The organism is Photorhabdus heterorhabditis, assembly GCF_018448905.1.
Lineage (GTDB): Bacteria > Pseudomonadota > Gammaproteobacteria > Enterobacterales > Enterobacteriaceae > Photorhabdus > Photorhabdus heterorhabditis.
In genome coordinates this window covers 13,997-35,414 of record NZ_RCWA01000008.1, presented here as the reverse complement: position 1 = coordinate 35,414, position 21,418 = coordinate 13,997, and the positions used below count along the sequence as shown (strand labels likewise).

Annotated in this window: 22 protein-coding genes and 2 tRNA genes; 19 read left to right on the top strand and 5 right to left on the bottom strand. The window is 43.7% G+C overall.

The window, feature by feature from the left end; translation table 11 throughout:
• Positions 1-17: 17 nt before the first annotated feature.
• A complete protein-coding gene (gene argR, locus EAE89_RS06990; RefSeq protein WP_054478317.1) occupies positions 18-488 on the bottom strand; it encodes a transcriptional regulator ArgR in 471 nt (156 codons plus the stop codon).
• Between the two features lie 456 nt (positions 489-944).
• Here argR and mdh point away from each other — a divergent pair, with 456 nt between their 5' ends.
• Positions 945-1,883 carry a malate dehydrogenase gene (mdh, locus tag EAE89_RS06985; RefSeq protein ID WP_054478315.1) on the top strand — a complete coding sequence of 313 codons (939 nt, stop codon included), beginning with the start codon at positions 945-947 and terminating at the stop codon, positions 1,881-1,883.
• Positions 1,884-1,982: 99 nt separating this feature from the next.
• Here the strand turns inward: mdh and EAE89_RS06980 are convergent, their stop codons facing one another.
• Positions 1,983-2,249, bottom strand: a complete 267-nt coding sequence (locus EAE89_RS06980) for a helix-turn-helix domain-containing protein (RefSeq protein ID WP_054480228.1) — start codon at positions 2,247-2,249, stop codon at positions 1,983-1,985.
• Positions 2,250-2,434: 185 nt separating this feature from the next.
• Here EAE89_RS06980 and EAE89_RS06975 point away from each other — a divergent pair, with 185 nt between their 5' ends.
• Together EAE89_RS06975 and EAE89_RS06970 are read left to right on the top strand one after the other, a co-directional pair.
• Positions 2,435-2,782, top strand: coding sequence for a DNA-binding protein (locus EAE89_RS06975; protein WP_054480227.1), 348 nt, complete (start codon positions 2,435-2,437; stop codon positions 2,780-2,782).
• Positions 2,783-2,858: 76 nt separating this feature from the next.
• Positions 2,859-3,239 carry a DNA-binding protein gene (locus EAE89_RS06970; RefSeq protein ID WP_054480226.1) on the top strand — a complete coding sequence of 127 codons (381 nt, stop codon included), beginning with the start codon at positions 2,859-2,861 and terminating at the stop codon, positions 3,237-3,239.
• Between the two features lie 22 nt (positions 3,240-3,261).
• Here EAE89_RS06970 and ispB read toward each other — a convergent pair whose 3' ends face one another.
• A complete protein-coding gene (ispB, locus tag EAE89_RS06965; protein ID WP_054480225.1) occupies positions 3,262-4,233 on the bottom strand; it encodes an octaprenyl diphosphate synthase in 972 nt (323 codons plus the stop codon).
• Positions 4,234-4,484: 251 nt separating this feature from the next.
• On the opposite strand from ispB, the gene rplU reads away from it, so the two are divergent.
• The 3 genes from rplU to cgtA all read left to right on the top strand — a co-directional run bounded on the left by rplU (position 4,485) and on the right by cgtA (position 6,498).
• Positions 4,485-4,793, top strand: coding sequence for a 50S ribosomal protein L21 (rplU, locus tag EAE89_RS06960; protein ID WP_054480224.1), 309 nt, complete (start codon positions 4,485-4,487; stop codon positions 4,791-4,793).
• Between the two features lie 19 nt (positions 4,794-4,812).
• Complete coding sequence (gene rpmA, locus EAE89_RS06955) at positions 4,813-5,070, top strand: 50S ribosomal protein L27 (RefSeq protein WP_214085596.1); 258 nt, start codon at positions 4,813-4,815, stop codon at positions 5,068-5,070.
• Positions 5,071-5,322: 252 nt separating this feature from the next.
• Positions 5,323-6,498 (top strand): Obg family GTPase CgtA, encoded by a 1,176-nt coding sequence (gene cgtA / locus EAE89_RS06950; protein ID WP_054480222.1) that lies wholly within the window; start codon positions 5,323-5,325, stop codon positions 6,496-6,498.
• Between the two features lie 56 nt (positions 6,499-6,554).
• Here the strand turns inward: cgtA and dacB are convergent, their stop codons facing one another.
• Positions 6,555-7,988, bottom strand: a complete 1,434-nt coding sequence (dacB, locus tag EAE89_RS06945) for a serine-type D-Ala-D-Ala carboxypeptidase (protein ID WP_161804236.1) — start codon at positions 7,986-7,988, stop codon at positions 6,555-6,557.
• Between the two features lie 275 nt (positions 7,989-8,263).
• Between dacB and greA the strand changes: the two genes are divergently transcribed.
• Complete coding sequence (gene greA / locus EAE89_RS06940) at positions 8,264-8,740, top strand: transcription elongation factor GreA (protein ID WP_036770424.1); 477 nt, start codon at positions 8,264-8,266, stop codon at positions 8,738-8,740.
• 136 nt (positions 8,741-8,876) lie between these two features.
• Here the strand turns inward: greA and yhbY are convergent, their stop codons facing one another.
• Positions 8,877-9,170, bottom strand: a complete 294-nt coding sequence (gene yhbY / locus EAE89_RS06935; protein WP_054480220.1) for a ribosome assembly RNA-binding protein YhbY — start codon at positions 9,168-9,170, stop codon at positions 8,877-8,879.
• A gap of 137 nt (positions 9,171-9,307) precedes the next feature.
• Here yhbY and rlmE point away from each other — a divergent pair, with 137 nt between their 5' ends.
• The 12 genes from rlmE to truB all read left to right on the top strand — a co-directional run bounded on the left by rlmE (position 9,308) and on the right by truB (position 21,377).
• Positions 9,308-9,937 (top strand): 23S rRNA (uridine(2552)-2'-O)-methyltransferase RlmE, encoded by a 630-nt coding sequence (rlmE, locus tag EAE89_RS06930; protein WP_054480219.1) that lies wholly within the window; start codon positions 9,308-9,310, stop codon positions 9,935-9,937.
• 48 nt (positions 9,938-9,985) lie between these two features.
• A complete protein-coding gene (ftsH, locus tag EAE89_RS06925) occupies positions 9,986-11,947 on the top strand; it encodes an ATP-dependent zinc metalloprotease FtsH (RefSeq protein WP_054480218.1) in 1,962 nt (653 codons plus the stop codon).
• 76 nt (positions 11,948-12,023) lie between these two features.
• Complete coding sequence (gene folP / locus EAE89_RS06920; RefSeq protein ID WP_054480217.1) at positions 12,024-12,872, top strand: dihydropteroate synthase; 849 nt, start codon at positions 12,024-12,026, stop codon at positions 12,870-12,872.
• Positions 12,865-14,202 carry a phosphoglucosamine mutase gene (gene glmM / locus EAE89_RS06915; RefSeq protein ID WP_214085595.1) on the top strand — a complete coding sequence of 446 codons (1,338 nt, stop codon included), beginning with the start codon at positions 12,865-12,867 and terminating at the stop codon, positions 14,200-14,202. The genes folP and glmM overlap by 8 nt, the downstream gene beginning before the upstream one ends.
• 177 nt (positions 14,203-14,379) lie before the next feature.
• On the top strand, positions 14,380-14,724 hold the full coding sequence (gene secG, locus EAE89_RS06910) for a preprotein translocase subunit SecG (RefSeq protein WP_054480215.1): 345 nt from the start codon (positions 14,380-14,382) through the stop codon (positions 14,722-14,724).
• A 58-nt stretch (positions 14,725-14,782) separates the two neighbouring features.
• A tRNA-Leu gene (locus EAE89_RS06905) sits at positions 14,783-14,871 on the top strand.
• A gap of 58 nt (positions 14,872-14,929) precedes the next feature.
• Positions 14,930-15,006: transfer RNA gene (locus tag EAE89_RS06900), tRNA-Met, on the top strand.
• Between the two features lie 210 nt (positions 15,007-15,216).
• Entirely contained in the window at positions 15,217-15,669 is a 453-nt protein-coding gene (gene rimP / locus EAE89_RS06895; protein ID WP_023043415.1) for a ribosome maturation factor RimP, read from the top strand.
• 21 nt (positions 15,670-15,690) lie between these two features.
• Positions 15,691-17,199 carry a transcription termination factor NusA gene (gene nusA / locus EAE89_RS06890; protein ID WP_214085594.1) on the top strand — a complete coding sequence of 503 codons (1,509 nt, stop codon included), beginning with the start codon at positions 15,691-15,693 and terminating at the stop codon, positions 17,197-17,199.
• 24 nt (positions 17,200-17,223) lie between these two features.
• A complete protein-coding gene (gene infB, locus EAE89_RS06885) occupies positions 17,224-19,953 on the top strand; it encodes a translation initiation factor IF-2 (protein ID WP_054480213.1) in 2,730 nt (909 codons plus the stop codon).
• A gap of 66 nt (positions 19,954-20,019) precedes the next feature.
• Entirely contained in the window at positions 20,020-20,430 is a 411-nt protein-coding gene (rbfA, locus tag EAE89_RS06880) for a 30S ribosome-binding factor RbfA (protein ID WP_054480212.1), read from the top strand.
• The gene (gene truB, locus EAE89_RS06875) at positions 20,430-21,377 is read left to right on the top strand and encodes a tRNA pseudouridine(55) synthase TruB (protein WP_214085593.1); all 948 of its coding nucleotides are present in this window, start codon (positions 20,430-20,432) and stop codon (positions 21,375-21,377) included. Before rbfA ends, truB begins: the two co-directional genes overlap by 1 nt.
• Positions 21,378-21,418: the final 41 nt, after the last annotated feature.

Here is a 21,418-nt window from a genome sequence, read left to right as displayed (position 1 = left end):
CATGTTGGCGCGTTCATTTAAAGCTCTTGTTCGAAAAATCTGAGGATGGTTCCTCGCAGCTGTTCTGCGGTGAAATCTCTGGCAGGTGTAATGAAAATGGTGTCATCACCTGCAATACTGCCGAGTATACCTTCTGCCTTGCCAAGAGAATCCAGCTGACGAGCAATAAGCTGAGCAGCACCAGGGCTTGTGCGAATGACAACTATGGAATGGTTGTGATCAACGTCTAATACTAGATTTTTTATTGGGCTAGTAGCAGTAGGAACACCAAGCTCGGCAGGCAGGCAGTAAACCATCTCCATTTTAGCATTGCGGGTGCGAACAGCGCCAAATTTAGTGAGCATTCTGGAGACTTTGGATTGGTTAATGTTCTCAAAACCTTCTTCCAGTAGAGCGGTGACGATTTCGCCCTGAGAGCTAAATTTTTCCTCTTTCAATAACGCTTTGAAAGCTTTTATTAAATCTTCCTGCTTAGAGGGAGTACGCATATTCCACCATATTCAATCAATTATGAAAGTTGCATTATGCATATTAGTGAATTTTTATGCAATCAAAATGATTGTTAGACTTAAGTTATGAAGAATAAATTAGTCTTATGATAAATAGAAATTCACAAAATATGAATATGATGAATTTGTTTTCTACAGTTGGTTATCTGGTGAATGTATTGTTAATCAAATGATGTTGTTTGGTATTGTTGTTGGATGTAAGGTATTTAACCGATTTTTTCATAAAATCAAAGGGCAATTCTTAAAATAGTGTCCGTTATCTCATTAACAGATAAGCATTTTGCCTAGAATACCGCGACTTTGACGTCCCATGATTAGAGCATAAGTCCACAATTTGGCTGTTAATAGATTGTTTTTCAAAACGTAGTAATCTATGGTTTGTAACCAGATGAATTCACAGCATTTTAAAGTATAAACGATTTAAGGAGTATCAGGATGAAAGTTGCAGTTCTCGGTGCAGCCGGTGGTATTGGTCAGGCTCTTGCTCTTCTGTTAAAAACCCAGCTTCCTTCAGGTTCAGAACTCTCTTTATATGATATCGCTCCAGTTACCCCTGGGGTGGCTGTTGATCTGAGCCACATTCCAACGGAAGTAAAAATTGAAGGTTTTGCAGGTGAAGATGCTACTCCAGCGTTGGAAGGAGCGGATGTTGTGTTGATTTCTGCAGGTGTTGCTCGTAAACCAGGTATGGATCGTTCAGATCTGTTTAATGTTAACGCGGGTATCGTTCGTAACCTGGTAGAGCAAGTGGCTAAAACTTGTCCGAAGGCATTGGTTGGTATCATTACTAATCCAGTTAACACAACTGTAGCTATTGCGGCTGAAGTGCTGAAAAAAGCAGGTGTATATGATAAAAACCGCCTGTTTGGTATAACAACCTTGGATGTTATCCGCTCCAATACTTTTGTTGCTGAATTGAAAGGTAAGAAGCCACAGGAGATTGAAGTGCCGGTAATCGGTGGTCATTCTGGTGTGACGATCCTTCCTCTGTTGTCTCAGATCCCTGGTATGAATTTTACTGATGAAGAGTTGGTCGCTCTGACTAAGCGTATTCAGAATGCAGGTACTGAAGTTGTTGAAGCTAAAGCAGGTGGCGGATCTGCAACTTTGTCTATGGGACAAGCTGCTGCTCGTCTGGGCCTCTCTTTGGTCCGTGGCTTACAAGGCGAAAGTAATGTTGTGGAATGTGCCTACGTTGAAGGTGATGGCAAGTATGCCCGTTTCTTCGCTCAGCCGGTTCGCTTGGGCAAAAATGGTGTAGAAGAGCATTTGGACATCGGTAAGCTGAGCGATTTTGAACAGAAAGCATTGGAAGATATGTTGGATGTATTGAGAAAAGATATAGAATTAGGTGAAAATTTTATTAATAACTAATTAATATATTTTATAAATAAAAAATATATCCGTGAAACAATAAAAACCGCTGGTATGACAATTACCGGCGGTTTTTATTTAACTAATATAATTCGTTAGCTAATTATTTGTTTGTTCGCGTGTTTTCCTTTCTAATAATTCTCCAGTGTTTGGATCAAAATAACGACTCGGCCAAATCTCTGAGGGGTGTATTTCCAGATAATTCGCAATTATCCATTCCCCTTTTGGCCATGGGCGTGATAGTGCATTAGCCAGTGTTGATGAGCTAAGCCCCGCCTTGCGTGATACTTCAGCTAAGGTTGTTCCCCGCTTGCGTAAAGCTGCAATTATGTCAGCAGGATGCCAATCAGATTTCCTTGAAATCATTTTTAATCCTTTTTTTATTAAATTTGATGCTATGTTAGTGGTATAAATAACGGGTCTGCATGAGAGCAATAACGAACTTAAACCTGTTATTTGGAAATAAAATAGCATTATTTTTCTGAAAATATTTCCAAATTTTTTCTTAAAAGCTTCTTTTTTGAACTTGGTTACAAAAATAGAGAAACGCGATGAAAAAAGAGTGGTATTCGGCCAAGGAATTAATCGGCGTGGGTGAGTTACCTGGATCACCACAAGGAATTAATGCCAGAGCAAAACGTGAAGAGTGGATACGTCAGAAAAGACGGGGCGTACAAGGTAAAGCAGTTGAGTATCACTATTCCTGTTTTCCGGAAAAGACTATCGCAGCACTGGAACTTCATGAATCACCTTCTGAATACCAGGTGCAAAAGCAAGATCCGTTATCGGTTTGGGTTGGTGCGTTCCACCAGTTGTCAGAATCTGAGAAACAGGCAGTAACAGCCATGATTTTACGGGATGGGATCAGAAGCTTTTTAGAAAAACTTTCTGTTGTTTGACCTATTTTGGGAAAGTAAAAATGCCAACTAACTTGGCTTCTTCTTCATTATCCCGGTGCAAAGTGAGAAGAAAAGTATGAAAAAAGAATGGTACTCAGCTAAAGAGCTGGTTGGTATTGCCGGACTTCCTTCTTCGCCACAGGGGATAAACCTGATGGCAAGACGAGAAGGATGGGAATATAGACGTAAACGGGGTGTTCAAGGCAAGGCTCTTGAATATCATATGAACAGCTTGCCTGAAGATGTACTTAATGTGTTATCCGTAGGGGAAAGTACTATTGATTACACAAATAAAAGGCAGGACCCATTTTTAATTTGGGTCGAGGCTTATTATCAACTGACGAAAGTTGAGCGCGAAAAAGTTGTGAAATTCATTCTGCGGGAAGGGCTGGCAAAACTTATTGGTTATATTGATGTAGGTGTTGAAGACATAGAGAAAAACCTGGAGTCAGATTAATTCCAGGTTTTGTTATTATTAATTAAGAAAGACGTTGTACAGCAATATGAGCTAACCCCACAAGTGCTTGCTTGTATGGGGAGCTTTCTAGCACCTGCAAAGCAGCAATTGCTTTATCTGCTTCTTCCTCTGCTCGTTTACGGGTGTATTCCAGCGAGCCGCATTGTTTCATTGTTGTCAGTACGGTTTCCAGTAAATGGCGACCATTACCTTTTTCAATTGCTTCACGAATAAGTGCCGATTGTTCTGGATTACCATGATTCATAGCGTGCAATAATGGCAATGTAGGTTTACCTTCATTAAGATCATCGCCGGTATTTTTGCCTAATGTATTGCTATCAGCATCATAATCAAGTAAATCATCAATTAGCTGGAATGCAGTGCCTAAGTAACGTCCGTAATTTTGTAAAGCGGTTTCTTGTTCTGGTGTGGCGTTAGAAAGAATTGCAGAAGAGTGAGCGGCAACTTCAAATAGCCGAGCTGTTTTACTGTAAATTACCCGCATATAATCATCTTCGGAGATATTGGGGTCATTGCAGTTCATTAACTGCAAAACTTCACCTTCAGCGATAACATTGGTGGCTTCTGACATCAATTTGAGAACCCGCATAGAGTCAAGGGCTGTCATCATCTGGAAAGAACGAGTATATATAAAATCACCAACCAGTACACTTGCCGCATTACCAAAAGTGGCATTGGCGGTTGCTTTACCGCGTCGCATATCCGATTCGTCCACAACATCATCATGTAATAGGGTAGCTGTATGGATGAATTCAATTAATGCAGCAACAGTAATATGCTTATCACCCTGGTGACCCAATGCTCTGCCAGCTAGAATGGCAATTATTGGGCGAATGCGCTTTCCTCCTCCACTAATTATGTAGTAGCCCAGTTGATTTATAAGGGTAACGTCAGAATTTAACTGACTAAGAATGGCTTCATTTACCGCTGCCATATCATCAGCGGTTAGCTTGATAATAGATTCTAAATTCATGTTTTTTTCGGCTATGGGTTCTAATGCAGAGCTGTGTTCATATTAATATTACAATAGTTATCGCTGTGTCTTGATTGTACTCGAAAAACAGTTCAAATAAATGACAATTCAGAAACTACGTTTTTTTATCTTCTGCTCTAATTCTGCTCTTGTCTTCTTGGGCTTTTTTGCGTAGAATTCGCGCCCTATTATGAATATTTATAGCGCGCTCTGGAATGATATATAGGGGGCGTGCGGAAAGCGGAGTTAATATGTACGCGGTTTTCCAAAGTGGTGGTAAACAACACCGAGTCAGCGAAGGTCAAACAATTCGCCTGGAAAAGCTGGACATCGCAACGGGTGAAACTGTTGAGTTTGACCAGGTTCTGATGGTCGCTAATGGTGATGACATCAAAATCGGCGCTCCTGTCGTTGAAGGCTTTAAAATCAAAGCTGAAGTGGTTGCTCATGGTCGCGGCGAGAAAATTAAAATTGTTAAGTTTCGTCGCCGTAAACACAGCCGTAAGCAGCAGGGCCACCGTCAGTGGTTCACTGATGTTAAAATCACTGGCATCGCTTAAGATTTAGGAGAGCAGATTAATGGCACACAAAAAGGCTGGCGGCTCAACTCGTAATGGCCGCGATTCTGAAAGTAAACGTCTGGGTGTAAAACGTTTTGGTGACGAGTCTGTATTAGCAGGCAGCATCATTGTTCGTCAACGTGGTACTAAATTCCACGCTGGCAATAACGTTGGTTGTGGTCGTGACCATACCCTGTTCGCACTGACTGACGGGAAAGTTAAATTCGAAGTTAAAGGCCCGAAAAACCGCAAATTTATCAGCATCGAAGCTGAATAAGTTTTTCGAGTTATATACCTAATGGATTTCAAGATGCATCGCGACGGCAAAGGAGCGAATTCCCGGGAGCATAGATAACTCTGTGACCGGGGTGAGTGAGTGCAGCCAACAAAGAGGCAACTTGAAAGATAACGGGTATAAACCGAATCAGAAGCCCTGCAATGTGTTGCGGGGCTTTTTATTATTCTCAATACGCCATCTCTGGGTAAAACAGCCGTCCAGCACTATATGGCTCTCATACGGAGAAAAGATATGAAATTTGTAGATGAAGCCAGAATACTGGTTGTTGCGGGGGATGGTGGCAATGGTTGTGTCAGCTTCCGCCGTGAAAAATATATTCCGAAAGGTGGGCCAGATGGTGGTGACGGTGGAGATGGTGGAGATGTTTATCTATTGGCAGATGAAAATCTCAACACATTGATTGACTATCGTTTTGAAAAATCTTTTCGGGCAGAACGTGGGCAAAATGGTCAAAGCCGAGATTGTACAGGTAAGCGTGGTCAGGATATCACTATCAAAGTGCCTGTAGGTACGCGTGTGCGCGATGTGGCAACTGGTGAGGTTCTTGGCGATATGACGCGCCATGAACAGCGTTTGATGGTAGCTAAAGGTGGGTTTCACGGACTCGGTAATACCCGTTTTAAATCTTCTGTCAACCGGGCTCCTCGCCAAAAAACGATGGGAACTTCAGGTGAAACCCGTGAACTGATGCTGGAACTGATGTTGTTAGCGGATGTTGGTATGTTGGGGATGCCAAATGCGGGCAAATCCACATTTATCCGCGCTGTTTCTGCTGCTAAACCAAAAGTTGCAGATTATCCGTTTACAACTCTGGTACCAAGCTTGGGTGTAGTAAGGATGGATAACGAGCAGAGTTTCGTTGTCGCTGATATTCCAGGACTTATTGAAGGAGCTTCTGATGGCGCTGGCTTGGGAATCCGTTTCTTGAAGCATTTGGAACGTTGCCGAGTATTACTGCACTTAATCGATATCTGTCCTGTTGATGAATCGAATCCTGTCGAAAATGCTCGAATTATTGTCAACGAGCTACAGCAATACAGTGAAAAACTGGCACAAAAACCCCGCTGGTTAGTATTCAACAAAGTTGATCTGTTGGAGCCTGAAGAAGCTAAACAGCGTGCACAAGCCATTGCTGATGAATTGGGTTGGGAAAGTGGCTTCTATATGATCTCTGCGGTAAATCGTCAGGGCGTTAAAGAGCTTTGCTGGGATATCATGGAGTTTATGAAAACTCAACCGCGTAATATGAGTACAATAGAAGGTGAAGCTCAGCCTGAGAAAGTTGAATTCATGTGGGATGATTACCATAAAGAGCAATTGGATCAGGTTTCGGAAGCAGACGATGATTGGGATGACGATTGGGACGAAGATGACAACGAAGGTGTTGAGTTTATTTATAAACGCTGATTCTTCCCTTCTTTCATTATAGTTAAGGGCGCCACATGTTTGTGGCGCTCATTGTATTAGTTGTATTGGTATAGATCTTTATATAGCCTGCTTTCAAATCTCACTAGAGGAATTCGGCGGTTACGATATTCTTTTGGTGGTACGGCATAGGCAGAAATAAACTGTACGAAGGCAATTCTCTGGTCATTGGCAGTGGTTATAAAGCCAGCGAGATTATAAACTCCTTGCAGGGCACCGGTCTTAGCTGAAACTTTCCCATTTACTCCTGCTTCATCTAACCCTCCCCGATATCTCAGCGTGCCGTCATGACCCGCTAATGGCAGCATAGAAATAAAGTCTAATTCTTGATCATGTTGAGCAATAAACTGTAATACTTCCATCATGGTTGCTGGGGTGATCAGATTATGGCGGGATAATCCTGAACCATCCACCATAACGGTATTTCCCAAATCGATACCGGCTTTTTGTTTTAATACTTGCCGCACAGCATCAGAGCCTGAACGCCAGGTTCCTGGTATATTAAAGTGCTGTTGGCCTATTGTTCGGAATACAGTATCAGCGATCATATTGTCAGATTTTTTCAGCATGACTTTCAGCAGATCATGTAATGGTACTGATTGATTCAGAGCTAGGACTTTACCGGGTTCAGTTGGTAAGCTTTGGCGTTTGAGATTGCCTGTTATTTCAATTCCTGCAATTTGCAGTTCATTTTTGAGAATTGCCCCTGCATAACTGGCACCATTCTGAATAGCGAAAGCCAGTGGTAATGGTTCACTGCGTTGGGTAAGGCATCCGGTTAGCGTAAAACGGTTAAGTTCTCCGGGAACCACATCCAACTCACAGTACTGGCTTTCAGGTGATCCTTTTGCTAGGGTTTTAACTTCACTGAACATATTCACTGGATAAAAGGATGCGACACGGATAAATGCAGTATCACCGGGACGTTCCGCGCTATATAGTGAAACTGAAAAACAATTTCGATCCACAATTGCGGCAGCAGGTGGAGCACTGAAACATTGGGTCATGTCGTTCCATACCCAACCGGGAGCTTTATCGTGGCTGGCAAAAGCGGAAACATCTATCAGAAGATCCCCGTCAATTTTTTTCACACCAGATTGTTGTAGAACAGTAACCATATTGCGAAGTTGTTGACGGGTCAGTGTTGGATCTCCAACAAAACGAGCAGTCAAATTCCCTTTTAAAACACCATTTGAAATTTTGCCATTACTTTCTAGTGTGGTGATAAAGCGATAGTCTTTGCCTAGTTGCAATAATGCTGCAAGGGCCGTGACAACTTTTAGAGTACTTGCTGGTAGAGCCATTTGCTGGCCGTGATAATCAAGTAACGGTGTATTGGCGCCAACTTTTTGGGCGATTAACGCCAGATTGGTACCGTCAGGCAAATATTGTGCATATTCCTCAACAGGTGTGGCATTTGCGTTGGTGATAGTCAAATACAGCGTGGTAACGCAAACTAATCTGCTGGCCATTTTAAAAAGGGACATAAATTTCACATGTGGATGTGGACATACCACAATACTAAGGTGCAAAGTGGGGAAAAGTAAACGATGACCCATCATCAAGTCTACGTTAGAATGACACATTAATATGTAGAAATGATTGTGAACTCTGGGTAATCCTGAGGTTTACATTACTGTTTATTGTCTGGAAGCCCGCCCGACAAGGTGTGCTCATTGTGCTGTTATCTGAAAACATCAGGATGATGTTTGGTTTTTGCTCAGGAAAGATTTAGAGGATTAATATAATGAAACAGATTCCAATGACGGTACGTGGCGCGGATAAGTTGCGCGAAGAGTTAGATTATCTGAAAAACGTACGTCGTCCAAAAATTATTTCAGACATTGCTGAAGCGCGTGAACATGGTGATCTGAAAGAAAACGCTGAATATCATGCAGCTCGTGAACAACAAGGTTTCTGCGAAGGTCGTATCCAGGAAATTGAAGCTAAGCTTTCTAATGCACAAGTGATTGATGTTACAAAAATGCCCAAGACTGGACGTGTTATTTTTGGTGCTACAGTTACAGCTTTGAATGTAAATACTGACGAAGAGCAGACTTACCGGATTGTAGGTGATGATGAGGCTGATATTAAAGAAAATTTAATTTCCGTGAATTCACCGATTGCTCGTGGCCTGATTGGCAAAGAGGTTGATGACGTTGTGACTATCAAGACGCCTGGTGGTGAAGTTGAATATGAAATCTTGAAAGTTGAATATATTTAAACTTCAGGATCAGCTTGTTGCTGTCGATTTCCGTTAGGTAAAGTTACACTAGAATTGTATAGAAAGTAAAAAAGGCCAGATTCGGCCTTTTTTATCATAATAATGCGCATGGCATTTTTATATAAATGTGATTTGATTATTTAGGTAAAATAATTTTGCGTTCTTCCGATTGGCGGTAAAGAACCAGAATTTTCCCGATAATTTGCACATTATATGCGCCGGTCTCGCGGACAATTGCATCGGCGATCAAACTTTTGATTTCACGATCTTCGCCTGCGATTTTGACTTTGATAAGCTCATGGTGTGTCAGCGTTTGTTCAATTTCAGCTAACACGCCTTCAGTCAGACCGTTGTTACCGATCATAACGACAGGTTTTAACGGATGAGCGAGACTTTTTAGGTGTTGTACTTGTTTTTTGTTAAGAGTCATTGTTTTTTTGCTTAGTTAGGATTGAAAACGGGACATTCTACCGCCATCTCATATCTATCACCATAAATAGTGTGTTGTGGTTTTGGTGTGTCGAGCAATAGATATCTGGCTCTTTATTAGTATAGTTGGAAAGGACAATGGCCAATAAAAAACGTTCGGCAAGTTCCAGTCGCTGGTTACAAGAACACTTTAGTGATAAATATGTTCTTCAGGCACAGAAAAAAGGGCTGCGTTCTCGCGCTTGGTTTAAACTTGATGAAATTCAACAAAGTGACAAAATTTTTAAGCCCGGCATGACCGTTGTCGATTTAGGCGCAGCCCCTGGTGGATGGTCTCAGTACGCAGTGAGTCAAATTAATGAGAATGGGCGGGTCATTGCTTGTGATCTTTTACCGATGGACCCAATTGTTGGAGTTGATTTCCTTCAGGGTGATTTTCGTGATGAACTTGTATTGAAAACATTGCTTGAACGAGTTGGTAATAACAAAGTCCAGGTAGTCATGTCGGATATGGCACCCAATATGAGCGGAACACCTGCGGTCGATATTCCTCGATCCATGTATCTGGTTGAATTGGCGTTAGATATGTGTCGTGATGTGCTGGCCCCCGGGGGGAGTTTCATCGTCAAAGTATTTCAGGGAGAAGGCTTTGATGAATACCTGAGGGAAATTCGCTCCCTGTTTACGAATGTGAAAATTCGTAAGCCAGACGCTTCGCGGGCACGATCGCGTGAAGTATACATTGTAGCGACAGGGCGGAAACTATAGTACCCTGAATGCTATTTGTTAACACAGTTGTAATATGAGGTTAATCCCTTGAGTGACATGGCGAAAAACCTGATTCTCTGGTTAGTTATCGCAGTTGTGCTGATGTCGTTATTCCAGAGTTTTGGTCCCAGCGATTCCAATAGTCGTAGGGTGGATTACTCTACCTTTATCAATGAGTTAGCCCAGGATCAGGTGCGCGAAGTTCGTATCTCAGGTCGTGAGATTAATGTTAGTAAGAAAGATAACAGTAGATATACCACTTACCTGCCAGTGCAGGATGAAAAGCTGTTAGACACCTTGCTAAATAAGAATGTAAAAGTAGTTGGTGAGCCGCCCGAAGAACCAAGCCTGCTAACCTCTATTTTTATTTCTTGGTTCCCGATGCTACTGCTTATCGGGGTCTGGATTTTCTTTATGCGTCAGATGCAAGGCGGTGGCGGTAAGGGGGCGATGTCATTTGGTAAAAGCAAAGCCCGTATGCTGACAGAAGACCAGATTAAAACCACTTTTGCTGATGTTGCTGGTTGTGATGAAGCAAAAGAAGAAGTTGGTGAACTGGTGGAATACTTACGTGAACCAGGCCGTTTCCAGAAATTGGGTGGGAAAATTCCGAAAGGTATTCTGATGGTCGGGCCACCGGGTACCGGTAAGACCTTACTGGCAAAGGCAATTGCTGGTGAGGCGAAAGTGCCATTCTTTACAATCTCTGGTTCTGACTTTGTTGAAATGTTTGTTGGTGTTGGTGCATCCCGTGTTCGTGATATGTTTGAGCAGGCGAAGAAAGCTGCACCTTGTATCATTTTTATCGATGAGATTGATGCAGTGGGTCGCCAGCGTGGTGCTGGCTTGGGTGGTGGTCATGATGAACGTGAGCAGACTTTAAACCAGATGCTGGTTGAGATGGATGGTTTTGAAGGTAACGAAGGTATTATCGTTATTGCTGCGACCAACCGTCCTGATGTCCTTGATCCAGCGTTACTGCGTCCTGGCCGTTTTGACCGTCAGGTTGTTGTTGGCCTACCAGACGTACGTGGTCGTGAGCAGATTTTAAAAGTTCATATGCGTCGTGTACCTTTGGATACTGATGTTAACGCTTCGGTTATTGCACGTGGTACTCCAGGATTTTCTGGTGCTGATTTGGCGAATCTGGTGAATGAAGCTGCTCTGTTTGCTGCCCGTGGCAACAGACGTGTGGTGTCTATGGTTGAATTCGAAAAAGCGAAAGACAAAATCATGATGGGTGCAGAACGCCGCTCCATGGTGATGACGGAAGAGCAAAAAGAATCAACTGCTTATCATGAAGCAGGCCATGCAATTATCGGTCGTCTAGTTCCTGAGCATGATCCTGTTCATAAAGTTACCATTATTCCGCGTGGCCGAGCTTTGGGCGTGACTTTCTTCCTACCGGAAGGTGACCAGATTAGTGCCAGCCGCCAGAAACTGGAAAGTCAGATTTCAACTCTGTACGGTGGTCGTCTGGCAGAAGAGATTATTTACGGTCCGGACAATGTTTCTACTGGCGCATCTAACGATATCAAAGTAGCGACGTCAATCGCCCGAAATATGGTGACGCAGTGGGGGTTCTCGGAAAGGCTTGGCCCATTGCTCTATGCGGAAGAAGAAGGTGAAGTGTTCCTTGGGCGTTCAGTTGCTAAAGCTAAACATATGTCTGATGAAACAGCTCGTTTGATTGATCAGGAAGTTAAGGCAATTATCGATAATAATTATCAACGTGCCCGCCAGATTTTGATGGATAACCTTGATATCCTGCATTCAATGAAAGATGCATTGATGAAGTATGAAACTATTGATGCACCTCAGATTGATGATTTAATGAATCGTACAAATGTGCGACCGCCAGCAGGATGGGAAAATGGTAATGGTAGCAACAATAACAGCCGTCCAGCAGATAATACATCTCCGCCACAGCCTGTAAAACCAACTGGTGATATCGATACATCGGTACAAAGTGGCGAACAGCCAGGGAAGCCGGGAAACAATGATCGGTAATTGTTCCTGAGTCTGGCAGATATACTCATCAAACCCCAGGTAAGCCCTGGGGTTTTGACATTAAAGGCAGACCAACATGCAACTCATAGCCAGAGGTAGTGTTCTCGATCTTTCTCGCCCACAAGTGATGGGTATTTTGAACGTTACTCCAGATTCATTTTCTGATGGTGGTACTTACAATACTTTTGATATGGCCTTACGACATGCGGAAGAGATGATTACTGAAGGAGCTGCGATCATTGATATCGGTGGAGAATCTACCCGTCCGGGCGCTGATGAAATCAGTGAACAGGAAGAAGTAGATCGGGTTGTACCGATTGTTGAGGCTTTAGCTCAGCGCTTTGATATCTGGATTTCTGTTGATACATCAAAAGCATTGGTTATGAGTGAATCGGCAAGAGCTGGCGCTTGTTTGATTAATGATATTCGTTCATTGCAAGAGCCTGGTGCTTTAGAAAGCGCTGCTCAATCTGGCTTACCTATTTGTTTGATGCATATGAAGGGGCAGCCACGGACTATGCAGGATGCGCCACATTATGAAAACGTATTGGGTGAAGTGAAACAATTTTTTACTAAACAAATTGAACGTTGTGTTGCGGCAGGGATAGAAAAAAATAAACTTATTCTTGATCCTGGCTTCGGTTTTGGTAAGAGCTTGACACATAATTATCAATTATTGGCGTATTTAAACGAATTTCATCAATTTGGCTTGCCTGTGCTAGCAGGAATGTCTCGTAAGTCTATGATAGGTCAGTTGCTTAATGTGCCGCCACAAGAAAGGGTTGCCGGTAGTGTGGCCTGTGCTGTTATTGCTGCTATGCAAGGAGCGCAGATTATCCGGGTACATGACGTTAGAGAAACTGTGCAGGCAATGCGAATTGTCGAAGCAACACTTTCAGCAAAGGAAGAGAAAAATTATGAGTAACCGTAAATATTTTGGTACTGATGGCATCCGTGGCAAAGTGGGTGACAGTCCGATTACGCCGGATTTTGTGTTAAAGCTCGGTTGGGCTGCAGGTAAGGTATTGGCCCGTCATGGTTCTCGTAAGATCATTATCGGTAAGGATACCCGTATTTCTGGCTATATGTTGGAGTCTTCTTTAGAAGCGGGTTTGGCAGCTGCCGGTTTATCAGCTTCATTCACAGGTCCTATGCCAACACCTGCTGTTGCTTATCTGACCCGTACTTTCCGCGCTGAAGCTGGCATTGTTATCTCTGCTTCTCATAACCCTTATTACGATAATGGTATTAAATTCTTCTCTATCGACGGCACAAAACTGCCAGATGATGTGGAAGAAGCTATTGAAGCTGAAATGGAAAAACCACTGACTTGTGTAGAATCTGCTGAATTGGGACGTGCAAACCGTATTGTCGATGCTGCAGGTCGCTATATTGAATTCTGTAAAGGCACATTTCCGAGTGAGCAAAGTCTCAATGGATTGAAAGTTGTGCTTGATTGCGCTAATGGTGCTACTTATCACATTGCTCCAAATGTACTTAGAGAATTGGGGGCTAACGTTGTGACGATTGGCTGCGAGCCAAACGGTATTAATATTAACGAAAAATGTGGCGCTACCGATGTTCGTTTGTTGCAGCAACGTGTTGTGGAGGAAAAAGCAGACGTTGGTTTGGCATTCGATGGTGACGGTGATCGCGTTATTATGGTTGACCATTTAGGGCAGAAAGTTGATGGCGACCAGATCCTTTATATTATTGCTCGTGAAGCATTGAGACTGGGACAACTGCGTGGTGGTGTTGTTGGTACGCTGATGAGTAATATGGGATTGGAATTGGCATTGAAACAGCTTGGTATCCCATTCTTGCGTACTAAAGTGGGTGACCGCTATGTATTGGAAAAACTACAGGAAGAAGGTTGGCGTTTAGGCGCTGAAAACTCTGGTCATGTTATCCTGCTTGATAAAACCACTACAGGTGATGGTATTGTTGCTGGCCTTCAGGTTCTGAGCGCAATGGTGCGCAACCATATGAGCCTGCATGATTTGTGTAGTGGTATGAAACTTTTACCGCAGGTGTTGGTGAATGTTCGTTTCTCCGGTTCACATGATCCACTTCAATCAGAAAATGTAATTAATGTCACCAAGTCTGTTGAAGCTGAATTAAATGGCTGTGGACGAGTATTGTTACGTAAGTCTGGCACTGAGCCATTGATTCGCGTCATGGTAGAAGGTGAAGATAATGAGCAGGTAACCGCTCTGGCGCATCGTATTGCTGATGCAGTGAAACATGCCGGTTAATTTGTTGTTTTTTTCTTCAAGTGATTCTGATTATTGAAATTAACCTTGCGTATCAGGTGTGGTTTGGTTAGTATTCAGACCCACTCAGTCAGGCGGTTAACCTGTTTGAGTGGGTGATGCAGTATTAAGGTAACCACCTAGATTGTGGTAAACCCCACGAGGATACAGGTACAACATATGTATGAAGCTCTTTTAATTGTTTTCTTGCTAGTTGCTATCGGGCTGGTTGCCTTGGTTATGCTACAGCAGGGTAAAGGTGCTGATATGGGTGCTTCCTTCGGTGCGGGTGCATCTGCAACACTGTTTGGTTCGTCGGGTTCAGGTAACTTCATGACCCGTATGACCGCAATTTTTGCCACTCTGTTTTTCATTATTAGTTTGGTGCTTGGTAATATGACTAGCAATCAAACTGGTACAAGCAGTAAGTGGGAAAATATTGGTGAGCCCGCTAAAGTCGAGAAATCAACAGAAATTCCGACAGCGCCAGCGCCAGCAACGCCAAATAGTGACATTCCCCAGTAATCGTCACAGAAGAGAATTAAAGGTGAGGTTGTCAGTTGGTAGATTGCCTCATGTCAGTGCCGAGGTGGTGAAATTGGTAGACACGCTACCTTGAGGTGGTAGTGCCCACACTAGGGCTTACGGGTTCAAGTCCCGTCCTCGGTACCATTATTCAGATAGCTTGCGTTTTCGCAGTTATCAGCGTAATATTTGCCACGTTTTCGAACGCGGGATGGAGCAGCATGGTAGCTCGTCGGGCTCATAACCCGAAGGTCGTCGGTTCAAATCCGGCTCCCGCAACCACTTCTTAATAAGATGCACCTTTTAAAATGAAATAATTCAGCAATATTTAAGATATTGGTCCTGATTTGAAAGGTGCGTGGAATGAGTGGTTGAAGCCGCTGGCAGCAAACAGGGTCCAGTTGCACAAAGCCCCGAATTTCGGGGTTTTTTGTTATTTGACAACAGAACTACTGGGCTAATAAGCCCTTTTTTTATGTCTTGGGGGTGGGCTTGTCCACATTAGAACAAAAATTAACAGCGATGATTTCAGCACCAGTTGAAGCTTTAGGCTTTGAATTAGTCGGCTTAGAGTTTATTCGTGCGCGTGTTTCTACACTGCGGATCTATATTGATAGTGAAAATGGTATCACTGTTGATGATTGTGCTGATGTTAGCCACCAGGTCAGTGCGGTATTGGATGTCGAAGATCCTATCTCAGTGCTTTATAACCTGGAAATTTCTTCACCTGGCTTGGAGCGCCCGTTGTTCACTGCTGAACATTACCAGCGTTTTATTGGTGAGGAAGTCAGTCTGGTTTTACGTATAGCAATGCAAAACCGTCGGAAATGGCTGGGCATTATCAAAACTGTCGACGGAGAAATGATCACGGTTACGGTGGATGGAAAAGATGAAGTGTTCGCACTGAGCAACATCCAGAAAGCGAACCTGGTACCCCACTTTTAAAGTTCGGATGAGGCAACTAGGATGAATAAAGAAATTCTGGCTGTTGTGGAAGCGGTTTCCAACGAAAAATCCCTTCCACGCGAAAAAATCTTCGAGGCGCTGGAAACAGCACTGGCCACAGCCACCAAGAAAAAATATGAACAAGATATTGATGTTCGTGTCAGTATTGATCGTAAATCTGGCGATTTTGATACTTTCCGCCGTTGGTTAGTTGTTGAAGAGGTAACTCAGCCGACTCGTGAAATTACGCTGGAAGCGGCTAGATTTGAAGAGCCTGAAATTGATTTGGGTAGTTATACCGAAGATCAAATTGAATCAGTAACATTTGATCGTATTACAACACAAACGGCTAAACAGGTTATCGTACAGAAAGTACGTGAAGCTGAACGCGCTATGGTTGTTGACCAGTTTCGTGAGCAGCAAGGTGAGATCATCACCAGTGTGGTTAAAAAAGTAAATCGTGAGAATATCACTCTTGATTTGGGCAATAATGCTGAAGCAGTTATCCTTCGCGAAGATATGTTACCAAGGGAAAATTTCCGTCCAGGTGACCGCGTGCGTGGTGTACTGTATGATGTTCGCCCTGAAGCACGAGGTGCGCAATTGTTTGTCAGCCGTTCCCGTCCGGAAATGCTGGTTGAACTGTTCCGTATCGAGGTTCCGGAAATTGGTGAGGAGCTTATCGAAATTAAAGCTGCTGCCCGTGATCCGGGTTCCCGCGCTAAGATCGCAGTAAAAACTAATGACAAGCGTATCGATCCAGTTGGTGCTTGCGTTGGTATGCGTGGCGCGCGGGTACAAGCCGTTTCCAGCGAGCTGGGCGGCGAACGAATTGATATTGTACTGTGGGATGATAACCCAGCTCAATTCGTCATTAATGCGATGGCTCCGGCTGATGTTGCATCTATTGTTGTTGATGAAGATAAGTGCACGATGGATGTTGCCGTGGAAAGCAATAACTTAGCTCAGGCTATTGGTCGTAATGGTCAAAACGTACGCCTAGCTGCGCAGTTGCTGAAAAAACACCGTGGTGATGACAAGTGGGAATTGAATGTCATGACTGCTGAGGAGCTGCAAGCAAAACATCAGGCAGAAGCTCACGCTTCTATTGATACATTCACTAAGCATCTCGATATTGATGAAGAATTCGCTACTGTTCTGGTCGAAGAAGGTTTCTCAACTCTAGAAGAATTGGCCTATGTACCAATTAATGAGCTTCTGGAAATTGAGGGCCTTAATGAGGAAACTATCGAAGTCCTGCGTGAACGTGCGAAAGCTGTTTTAACTACTCTGGAACTGGCTCAGAAAGAAAGCCTCAGTGATAAACAACCAACTGAAGAGTTGTTAAATCTGACTGGTATGAACCGCACTTTGGCATTTGACCTAGCTGCCTGTGGCATCTGTACGCTGGAAGATCTTGCCGAGCAGGGTATCGACGACCTATCTGATATTGAAGGTTTGAATGATGAGAAAGCAGGCGAGCTCATCATGGCTGCCCGCAATATCTGTTGGTTTGGCGATGATGCGTAATAAACTGTAGCAGGAAGGAACAGCATGACAGATGTAACCGTAAAATCACTGGCAGAAGAGATCCAGACTTCGGTTGATCGTCTGGTACAGCAATTTGCTGATGCAGGGATTAAAAAAACCGAAGCTGATTTTGTCTCTCAGAAAGAAAAAGAAGCTTTACTGGCACATTTGAATCGTGAGCAAGGTGGTTCAGCTGGTAAACCCGATAAACTAACATTACAGCGTAAAACACGTAGTACACTAAATGTTTCAGGCACCGATGGTAAAAGCAAACCGGTAGCCGTTGAGGTCCGCAAAAAGCGCACATATGTGAACCGCGATGCAATTGAACAGGCTAAAGCGGAAGAACAAGCGAAGCGTGAAGCGGAAGAGCAAGCACGGCGTGAAGCAGAAGAAAAAGTGCAACGCGAAGCCGAAATAGCAGCAAGGAAACTTGCTGATGATCAGGCTAAACGTGAGGCAGAAGAAAACGCCAAACGTGAAGCAGCTGAAAAAGCTAAACGCCAGGCAGCGGAAAATGAAAAAGTGACCAATCAACATACCGAACATAGACAAAAACCAGCTCAGACTGATAAAACAGCTCAAAATGAAAAATCGCGTCGCGAAGCAGAAGCTGCTGATCTTAAGCGTAAAGCAGAAGAAGAGATGCGCCGTAAGGTAGAAGAGGAAGCTAAACGTGTTGCTGAGGAAGCTCGTCGTATGGCTGAGGAGAATCAGGATAAATGGTCAAGTGATTCAGATTCCAGCGATAACGATGATTATCATGTGACTACCTCTCGCCATGCTCGTGCTGCTGAGGATGAAAACGATGCCAAAGTTGAAGGCGATCGTCGTGCTCGTAGCCGTAGTGGTAAAACTACCCGTCAGAAGAAAAATAATAAACATTCAGAATCTAAAGCAGATCGCGAGGAAGCCCGTGCAGTTGGCCGTACAAAAGGCAAGCAGCGCAAAACCAGTACATTACAACAGAGTTTCAACAAGCCTGTAGCAGCTGTTAACCGTGATGTTGTGATTGGTGAAACGATTACTGTTGCTGAGTTGGCTAACAAAATGGCTGTTAAAGGTTCTCAGGTCATCAAAGCCATGATGAAAATGGGTGCAATGGCAACTATCAACCAGGTGATTGATCAGGAAACTGCACAACTGGTTGCTGAAGAAATGGGCCATAAGGTCATCCTGCGTCGTGAGAATGAGCTGGAAGAAGCGCTGATGAGCGATCGTGATACAGGTGAAGCTGTCGCTGAACCTCGAGCACCGGTTGTGACCATCATGGGTCATGTTGACCACGGTAAAACTTCTCTTCTGGATTACATTCGTTCTACGAAGGTTGCTTCTGGTGAGGCCGGCGGGATTACCCAGCATATCGGTGCTTACCATGTTGAGACTGAAAGCGGCATGATCACTTTCTTAGATACTCCGGGGCATGCTGCATTTACTTCAATGCGTGCACGTGGTGCGAAAGCTACTGACATCGTGGTTCTGGTTGTTGCTGCTGATGATGGTGTGATGCCTCAGACTATTGAAGCTATCCAGCACGCAAAAGCCGCGAATGTTCCTGTGGTTGTTGCGGTTAACAAAATCGATAAACCAGAAGCTGATCCAGATCGTGTGAAAAGCGAGCTTTCTCAGCATGGTGTTCAACCTGAAGAGTGGGGCGGTGAAACTCAGTTTATCAATGTATCTGCTAAAGCCGGTATCGGTATTGATGAGCTGCTAGACGCAATCTTATTGCAGGCTGAAGTTCTTGAACTGAACTCTGTTCGTTCTGGTATGGCTAGCGGCGTTGTCATTGAATCATTCCTGGATAAAGGTCGTGGTCCAGTTGCAACAGTACTAGTTCAAGAAGGTACTTTAAACAAAGGCGATATCGTACTTTGTGGTTTTGAATATGGACGAGTTCGCGCAATGCGCGATGAACTGGGTCGTGAAGTATTTTCTGCGGGTCCATCTATTCCAGTGGAAATCCTTGGTTTGTCCAACGTACCTGCGGCTGGTGATGAAGCAACCGTTGTACGTGATGAGAAAAAAGCCCGTGAAGTGGCTCTGTATCGTCAGGGTAAATTCCGTGAAGTTAAGCTGGCTCGTCAACAGAAATCTAAACTGGAAAACATGTTTGCTAACATGGAAGAAGGTGAGGTTTCTGAGCTGAATATCGTTCTGAAATCTGACGTTCAGGGGTCATGTGAAGCAATTCGCGAAGCATTGGAACAACTGTCTACTAATGAAGTGAAAGTAAAAATTATTGGTTCTGGTGTAGGCGGTATTACAGAAACTGACGCAACACTGGCAGCTGCTTCTAATGCAATTATTCTAGGTTTCAACGTTCGGGCCGATGCTTCTGCGCGCCGTGTCGTTGAAAATGAAAACCTGGATCTGCGTTATTACTCTGTCATCTATAGCCTGATTGATGAAGTTAAACAGGCGATGAGTGGTATGTTGTCACCTGAATATAAACAGCAGATCATGGGCTTAGCAGAAGTTCGCGATGTGTTTAGGTCACCGAAATTCGGTGCGATAGCCGGTTGTATGGTGACTGAAGGTACTATTAAGCGTAATAACCCAATCCGCGTACTGCGTGATAACGTGGTAATCTACGAAGGTGAGCTGGAATCCCTGCGCCGCTTTAAGGATGACGTTAACGAAGTTCGTAATGGTATGGAATGTGGTATTGGTGTTAAGAACTACAATGACGTTCGTGTTGGTGACATGATAGAAGTATTTGAAATAATTGAAGTGAAACGTTCTATCGCTTAATTCCTACCGCTGGTTAATTTCATTGTTGGGGGGCTTATGCCCCCCAATGTCAGGAGATACAACAAAATGGCAAGAGAATTCAGTCGTACTCAGCGTGTTGCACAGGAAATGCAAAAAGAAATTGCCATCATTTTGCAGCGAGAAGTAAAAGATCCAAGGATCGGTATGGCAACTGTTTCTGGTGTTGAAGTTTCACGTGATTTAGCTTATGCCAAAGTTTTCGTCACTTTTCTAAATGTGCTAACTGAAGAGCATGATTCTGATGTGGTGAAAAATGGTATTAAGGCATTGAATGAAGCATCTGGTTTTATACGTTCTCTGTTGGGTAAAGCAATGCGTTTGCGTGTTGTACCGGAATTGACATTTTCCTATGACAATTCCTTGGTAGAGGGGATGAGAATGTCTAATCTGGTTACTAATGTCGTGAAGGATGATGAACAACGTCGGGCTTCTGCGGATCGCAAAGAGGAGAACTAATGGGGCGTCGTCGTCGCGGTCGTGATATACATGGTGTGCTGTTACTGGATAAGCCGCAAGATATTTCTTCTAATGATGCACTGCAAAAAGTAAAACGTATTTTTAATGCCAGCAAAGCTGGCCACACTGGTGCGTTGGACCCATTGGCAACGGGTATGCTACCGGTTTGTCTCGGTGAAGCGACTAAATTCTCCCAGTTCTTACTTGATTCCGATAAGCGTTACCGGGTAGTGGCCCGTCTTGGTCAGCGAACTGACACATCTGATTCACATGGGCAGATCATTAGTGAGAGAGCAATTCAGCTAGATCAAGCTCAGCTTGATGATGCTTTGAATAAATTCCGTGGTAATACCATGCAAATTCCCTCCATGTATTCTGCACTGAAACATCAGGGAAAACCATTGTATGAATATGCCCGTCAGGGTATTGACGTAGAACGAGAAGCTCGGCCAATTACGGTTTATGAATTACAGTTTATCCGTTGGGAAGAGGATGAGCTGGAATTGGAGATACACTGCTCGAAAGGAACTTATATTCGTACCATTATTGATGACTTAGGCGAGTTATTAGGTTGTGGTGCTCACGTTATTTATTTACGCCGTTTGCAGGTAGCGAATTACCCAAATGATCGAATGGTGACACTTGAGCAATTATATGAATTGCAAAAGCAGGCCGAAGATCGGGAAATACCTGTGGGCGAATTAATTGATCCATTGTTATTGCCAATGGATAGTGCAGTTGCTCATTTTCCAGAAGTTAATTTACTTCCAGTCGTTGCGTCTTATTTTAAACAAGGCCAAGCAGTGCGAAGTGCCAAATCTTTGGCACTGGTTGAAAGTATGGTACGCGTAACTGAAGGTGATGAGCGGAAATTCATCGGCATTGCTGCTATTAATGATGATGGGCTTGTTGCTCCCCGTCGTTTGGTTGTTGAAATCAGGGACTAGGGTATTTGGGGTCATCTTGCGCTTAACTTATTTGCGGCGTA

What these genes read in the sequence shown, in the direction of transcription:
- argR (WP_054478317.1), bottom strand. Translation starts at nt 488, where the DNA reads ATGCGTACTCCCTCTAAGCAGGAAGATTTAATAAAAGCTTTCAAAGCG.
- mdh (WP_054478315.1), top strand. Translation starts at nt 945, where the DNA reads ATGAAAGTTGCAGTTCTCGGTGCAGCCGGTGGTATTGGTCAGGCTCTT.
- EAE89_RS06980 (WP_054480228.1), bottom strand. Translation starts at nt 2,249, where the DNA reads ATGATTTCAAGGAAATCTGATTGGCATCCTGCTGACATAATTGCAGCT.
- EAE89_RS06975 (WP_054480227.1), top strand. Translation starts at nt 2,435, where the DNA reads ATGAAAAAAGAGTGGTATTCGGCCAAGGAATTAATCGGCGTGGGTGAG.
- EAE89_RS06970 (WP_054480226.1), top strand. Translation starts at nt 2,859, where the DNA reads ATGAAAAAAGAATGGTACTCAGCTAAAGAGCTGGTTGGTATTGCCGGA.
- ispB (WP_054480225.1), bottom strand. Translation starts at nt 4,233, where the DNA reads ATGAATTTAGAATCTATTATCAAGCTAACCGCTGATGATATGGCAGCG.
- rplU (WP_054480224.1), top strand. Translation starts at nt 4,485, where the DNA reads ATGTACGCGGTTTTCCAAAGTGGTGGTAAACAACACCGAGTCAGCGAA.
- rpmA (WP_214085596.1), top strand. Translation starts at nt 4,813, where the DNA reads ATGGCACACAAAAAGGCTGGCGGCTCAACTCGTAATGGCCGCGATTCT.
- cgtA (WP_054480222.1), top strand. Translation starts at nt 5,323, where the DNA reads ATGAAATTTGTAGATGAAGCCAGAATACTGGTTGTTGCGGGGGATGGT.
- dacB (WP_161804236.1), bottom strand. Translation starts at nt 7,988, where the DNA reads ATGGCCAGCAGATTAGTTTGCGTTACCACGCTGTATTTGACTATCACC.
- greA (WP_036770424.1), top strand. Translation starts at nt 8,264, where the DNA reads ATGAAACAGATTCCAATGACGGTACGTGGCGCGGATAAGTTGCGCGAA.
- yhbY (WP_054480220.1), bottom strand. Translation starts at nt 9,170, where the DNA reads ATGACTCTTAACAAAAAACAAGTACAACACCTAAAAAGTCTCGCTCAT.
- rlmE (WP_054480219.1), top strand. Translation starts at nt 9,308, where the DNA reads ATGGCCAATAAAAAACGTTCGGCAAGTTCCAGTCGCTGGTTACAAGAA.
- folP (WP_054480217.1), top strand. Translation starts at nt 12,024, where the DNA reads ATGCAACTCATAGCCAGAGGTAGTGTTCTCGATCTTTCTCGCCCACAA.
- glmM (WP_214085595.1), top strand. Translation starts at nt 12,865, where the DNA reads ATGAGTAACCGTAAATATTTTGGTACTGATGGCATCCGTGGCAAAGTG.
- secG (WP_054480215.1), top strand. Translation starts at nt 14,380, where the DNA reads ATGTATGAAGCTCTTTTAATTGTTTTCTTGCTAGTTGCTATCGGGCTG.
- nusA (WP_214085594.1), top strand. Translation starts at nt 15,691, where the DNA reads ATGAATAAAGAAATTCTGGCTGTTGTGGAAGCGGTTTCCAACGAAAAA.
- infB (WP_054480213.1), top strand. Translation starts at nt 17,224, where the DNA reads ATGACAGATGTAACCGTAAAATCACTGGCAGAAGAGATCCAGACTTCG.
- rbfA (WP_054480212.1), top strand. Translation starts at nt 20,020, where the DNA reads ATGGCAAGAGAATTCAGTCGTACTCAGCGTGTTGCACAGGAAATGCAA.
- truB (WP_214085593.1), top strand. Translation starts at nt 20,430, where the DNA reads ATGGGGCGTCGTCGTCGCGGTCGTGATATACATGGTGTGCTGTTACTG.